This is a genomic window from Geomonas sp., assembly GCF_056994735.1.
This window is the reverse complement of the sequence record NZ_JBXKJL010000068.1, coordinates 1-4006: the sequence shown is the minus strand read 5'-3', so window position 1 is coordinate 4006 and position 4006 is coordinate 1. Positions and strand designations below refer to the sequence as shown.

Sequence of the window (4006 nt, the reverse complement as noted above, 5' to 3'; positions counted from 1 at the left end):
CGCTGCTCCTTTCTCTGCTGCCGCTTTTCGTCTCCTTCCTGATCCTGCTGGCCAATCTCGAGTCCAAGAGCGCGAGGCTGACCTCGGAGATCGCCCAATCCGACGACAGCCAGGCCACGGAGTCGCTGCAGATGAGGGCGCGGGTACTTGCCGACAACATTTCGGACTTCCTGCACCAGTGCGAAAGCGACCTGATGTTCCTGTCCCGTTCGCGCCTCCAGACATCCACCCTGCTCGACTTCTACCAGACACGTCGCAGCGAGATCTGGCAGCGAGGCGGCAGCGCGACGGCGGCGCAGGGGACTCACGAGTTCCTCCCGCTTTACCGCTCCATCGCCTTTATCGATCGCTCCGGCAGGGAGCGGGTCGTGATCCGTGAGGGGAGGCTTCTTGCGGCTAAGGCGCTACGAAATGTCTCCGACCCCGCGAACACCGAATTCAAGAGTGAAGATTATTTCAACAGGATACGCGCCCTTAAGCGGGGAGAGATCTATGTCTCGCACGTCACCGGGTTCCATGTCCTGAGGCAGGAGCAGTTGTCCGGTGCAAGCAGCCCGGAAACCGCCTACGATGGCAAGGCGTTCGAGGGTGTGGTGCGATTCGGCGCCCCTCTTTTCGACGCCCGAGGGGCATTCCAGGGGATGGTGGTGCTGTCACTGGACCACCGGCACCTGATGGAATTCACCCAGCATGTCGATCCGGGCAAGAACTTCTCCACGCTCTTTCCCTCTTACATGAGCGGCAATTACGCCTTCCTTTTCGACGACGAGGGATGGATCATCACCCATCCCAAGTTCTGGGATATCCGCGGGGTCGATTCGACCGGGAAGCTGGTGCCCCCCTACACCGAGCACTCGAGCAAAGAGGACGTGGAGAGCGGGCGCATTCCGTTCAACCTGGACAGCGCCGGCTTCATTCACCCCAGCTATCCTAAGGTAGCGGCCGCCGTGCGCAGACAGCAGGCGGGGTATGTCGACATCACCAATGTCGGCGGCGCCAAGAAGATCATGGCCTATGCCCCGATCTTCTACGACACCGGAGATTACCGCAAGCACGGCATCTTTGGAGGGGTCACCATCGGGTTCCAGGTGGACCAGTTCCACGAGGCCGCCCGCAAGGGAAGCCGCCTCATCAACCGCCAGTTGGGCGAGCACCGGACCACCAGCGCGGCCATCATCCTGGCCACGGCGCTCCTTTCCGCTCTTTCGGCCTGGGTGCTGTCACGGGGGATGAGCATCCCCTTGCGGCAGCTGACGGAGGGGGCCGGCAAGCTCGCGGCAGGCGACAGCAACGTCAGGGTCGTGGTCAGATCGGCAGACGAGATGGGCGTCCTGGCCAGCACCTTCAACAACATGGCCGACGAGCTGGATCTCCGGAAAAAGGACCTGCTGTCAACGCTTGACGAGCTGCGCAAGTCACAGCTGGAGACCATGGACGAGCGCAACTTCCAGGCCAGCGTCCTCGACAGTATCTCCAGCGCCATCATCACCTTCTCCCCGGAGGGTCGCTTGATCACCATCAACGGCGCCGGGCGTGTCGTTCTGGGGGAGCACGTCGTCCCGGACATGCACTACAGCGAGGTCTTCAGCGGCTGGGGCAATCTGAGCGAGCGGGTCGCCGTTACTCTTTCAAGTCACTCCGGTTATCGACGTGAGCCGTTCAAGTTCGACCGGGGCAATGGCATGACCCATTTCGAACTCGGCTTCTTCCCCATCGGTTCCGAGGCGGAACAGGGAATCACCGTGGTCCTGCGAAACGAGACGGAAAAGGCGAAACTGCACGAAGAGATGATGCGGCTGGATCGTCTCGCCTCCCTTGGCAAGCTTTCCGCCGGCTTCGCCCACGAGATCAGGAACCCGCTGACCGGCATCTCCCTTCTGCTGGACGACCTGCACGACAACGCCGCCTCCAGCTCCGACCGCGAGCTGATAAAGAAGGCCCTGGCGGAAATTGAACGGGTTGAGCGGCTCATTCAGGCCCTGCTCAGTTACTCCTCTCCGACCCGTGCCGACTTCAGGGACTGTGATCTCAACCAGGTCGTCTATGACACCGTGCTGCTGATGCGGCGCCCGTGTGAGCGGCAGAAGGTCCTGCTGACCGTGGAGGAGGGGGAGGTTCCGCCGCTTCGGCTGGATCCGGAAAAGATAAAACAGGCGGTCCTCAACATCGTCCGCAACGCGCAGGAAGCGCTCCCCGGCGGCGGGAGCATCAAGGTATCCACTTCGGTAGAGGGCGACTGCGCGGTGGTCAGCATCAGCGACAGTGGTGCGGGGATTGCCGCCGAGGACCTTCCTCTCATTTTCGAACCGTTTTTCACCAGGAAGGGGGCAGGGACCGGACTGGGCCTCTCCATCACCCAGCGGATCGTGGAGGAGCACCAGGGGACCATCCGCGTGGAAAGCACCCCCGGCAAGGGCACCACCTTTTCTATCGTACTCCCCTTCGTCCACTAAGCCCATCGCCCTGCCGAGAGGGTCGGGCTTGCGCGCCGAAGGGCGCTTCAGCCCGCAGGCGGGATGAGGGAAATGGGCGAGGGATCTCTTTTAAGGAAGTAGCCATGGAAAAAATACTTATCATCGACGACGAACCGTTCATCTGTGAAAACGTCCAGCGGATCCTGAGCGACGAGGGGTTCGAGGTCTGCAGCGCCGGCTCCGGCGGTGAAGCCCGTGAGCTGGTGGCGTCCGAAGAGATCGACCTGGCCCTGCTTGACCTTAACCTCGGGACCGAGGACGGGATCGACGTCCTCAAATCCCTCAAGGAGCTCAACCCTGAACTCCTGGTTATTATCATCACCGGTTACGGCTCCGTGGAAAGTGCGGTCGAATCGCTCAAGCTGGGCGCTTTCCATTACATGAAAAAGCCCTTCAAGGCCGACGCCCTGAGGCTGATCGTCAAGCTGGCACTCAAGACGCAAACCCTCAAGCGCGAGGTCCGCAAGCTGCGAGGCAGCAACGGCCTTCTCCCCGGCTCCCCGATGATAGGCAAAAGCGAGGCCTTCAACGAGGTCGCGGCGCAGGTCCGGGAGATATCACGGATTCCATCCACAGTCCTCATTACCGGGGAATCCGGAACGGGCAAGGAACTCGTGGCACGCGCCATCCACGACCTGTCCGACCGCAAGGATGCCCCATTCGTCGCCATCAACTGCGCCTCGATCCCCGCCGCACTGCTGGAGAGCGAGCTGTTCGGGCATGAGAAGGGGGCGTTCACGGGTGCCAGTTGCCGGAAGAAAGGGCTCTTCGAGGAGGCCGACCAGGGAACCGTCTTTCTGGACGAGATCGGCGAGATGGACATGGTCATGCAGGCCAAACTGCTGCGCGTGCTGCAGGAGAGAATGATCCGCCGGGTCGGCGCCGTAAAGGATGTCAGCATCAACGTCCGCGTGATCGCCGCGACCAACCGGAATCTCTCGCAAAGGATTGTCGAGAAGAGCTTCCGCGAGGACCTCTTCTACCGGCTCAATGTCTTCCCGATCCACATCCCGCCGCTCAGGCAGCGCGTCACCGACATAACCGCTCTTTCTTCCCATTTCCTGGACAGCTTCAGCCGTGCCTTCGGGCGAGACTTCCGCGACATCTCTCCCGAGGCCGGGCATCTGATGGCGCAATACCCGTGGCCAGGCAACGTCAGGGAACTGAGGAACGTCATCGAGCGCATCTGCATCATGCGCAGCGGCCCGACCCTCCTCCCGGAGTATCTGCCCCAGGAGATCAGGTGCATCCAACCCGCCGCAGCCCAGCGGACGGTCGATCTCGCAGCACTTCCGCCCGAGCTCGGTCTGGAAGAGGCGATCTGCGCCATCGAGAAATCACTCATCCAGCAGGCCCTTCAGAAGGCCTGCGGCAACGTCCTTCAGACCGCCGCCATCCTCAAGATCCCCAGGGGCACGTTGCGCTACAAGATGGACAAGTACGCCTTGTAGTCCTGGCTCCAAAGCAAATCCCCCCTGTCCCCCCTTTGTCAAGGGGGGGACGTTACGGCCATCTATCATCGCGGCTCCCCC

At 61.7% G+C, this 4006-nt stretch carries 2 protein-coding genes; both read left to right on the top strand.

All coding sequences use genetic code 11. The annotated features are described in order from the left end of the window. The first annotated feature begins 2 nt into the window (after positions 1 to 2). Positions 3 to 2453, top strand: a complete 2451-nt coding sequence (locus AC11W3_RS03265) for an ATP-binding protein (RefSeq protein WP_484092473.1) — start codon at positions 3 to 5, stop codon at positions 2451 to 2453. A gap of 104 nt (positions 2454 to 2557) precedes the next feature. Then, entirely contained in the window at positions 2558 to 3925 is a 1368-nt protein-coding gene (locus tag AC11W3_RS03260) for a sigma-54-dependent transcriptional regulator (protein ID WP_484092472.1), read from the top strand. Positions 3926 to 4006: the final 81 nt, after the last annotated feature.

What these genes read in the sequence shown, in the direction of transcription:
- AC11W3_RS03260 (WP_484092472.1), top strand. Translation starts at nt 2,558, where the DNA reads ATGGAAAAAATACTTATCATCGACGACGAACCGTTCATCTGTGAAAAC.